Genomic DNA, 586 nt, shown 5'->3' with positions numbered 1-586 from the left:
TGTGCGGCCTGCCGGTGCCGAAGAAGGTCGAAAGCTGGCTGAGAGATTTTCTTGCCAATATGACATCAGAGCTGCCAATGGACAATGGTATAAGTGATAAGATATATGAAGCAGGCGAGGCGAACACCAATGAAGCGAATACTAATAATAGTGTGCTGAATAAAATGAAGGCAGGAGGTGGAGAAAATGTCAGAAAATAAAAAGCTGTTAGTCGTCATTGACCCGGGACATACGGGGAATACCTATAATGCCGGAGCCGTGAAAGGTTATTATGAAAGCAAGGCTGTTTATGATTTGAGTCTTTATGAAAAGACAGCCCTGGAAAAGAGAGGGATTGATGTTATCCTGACAAGAGAACGGAATCAGGACCCGGGGCTTTATGAACGCGGACAGATGGCAGTGAAAAAGGGGAACGGATATGCCAATGTTTTGTTTGAGAGCAACCATACGGATGCATTCAATGGAAAAGCCTGCGGTGTGACGGTGGTTCGCTCGGCACATCTTCCGGGATCAGAAAAACTGGCAGAGAAAATGATCGATGCCATTGTCAAAGTCATGAAGCCATCCACAGGCATTACTTATAACA

General features: G+C 45.4%; 2 protein-coding genes. Both read left to right on the top strand.

Going from position 1 to position 586, the window contains the following annotated elements:
- On the top strand, window positions 1-200 hold a 200-nt coding region (locus tag WMO25_RS18710; protein WP_494337453.1), incomplete at its 5' end, for a hypothetical protein.
- Window positions 187-586, top strand: a 400-nt coding sequence (locus WMO25_RS18705) for an N-acetylmuramoyl-L-alanine amidase family protein (RefSeq protein ID WP_349086763.1), incomplete at its 3' end; no start/stop codon positions are given. The genes WMO25_RS18710 and WMO25_RS18705, both read left to right, overlap by 14 nt.

It is taken from the genome of Coprococcus intestinihominis, assembly GCF_040096555.1.
Classification (GTDB): Bacteria; Bacillota; Clostridia; order Lachnospirales; family Lachnospiraceae; genus Coprococcus_A; species Coprococcus_A intestinihominis.
The sequence above is the reverse complement of the archived record's forward strand: the minus strand, read 5'-3'. Positions and strand labels throughout refer to the sequence as shown.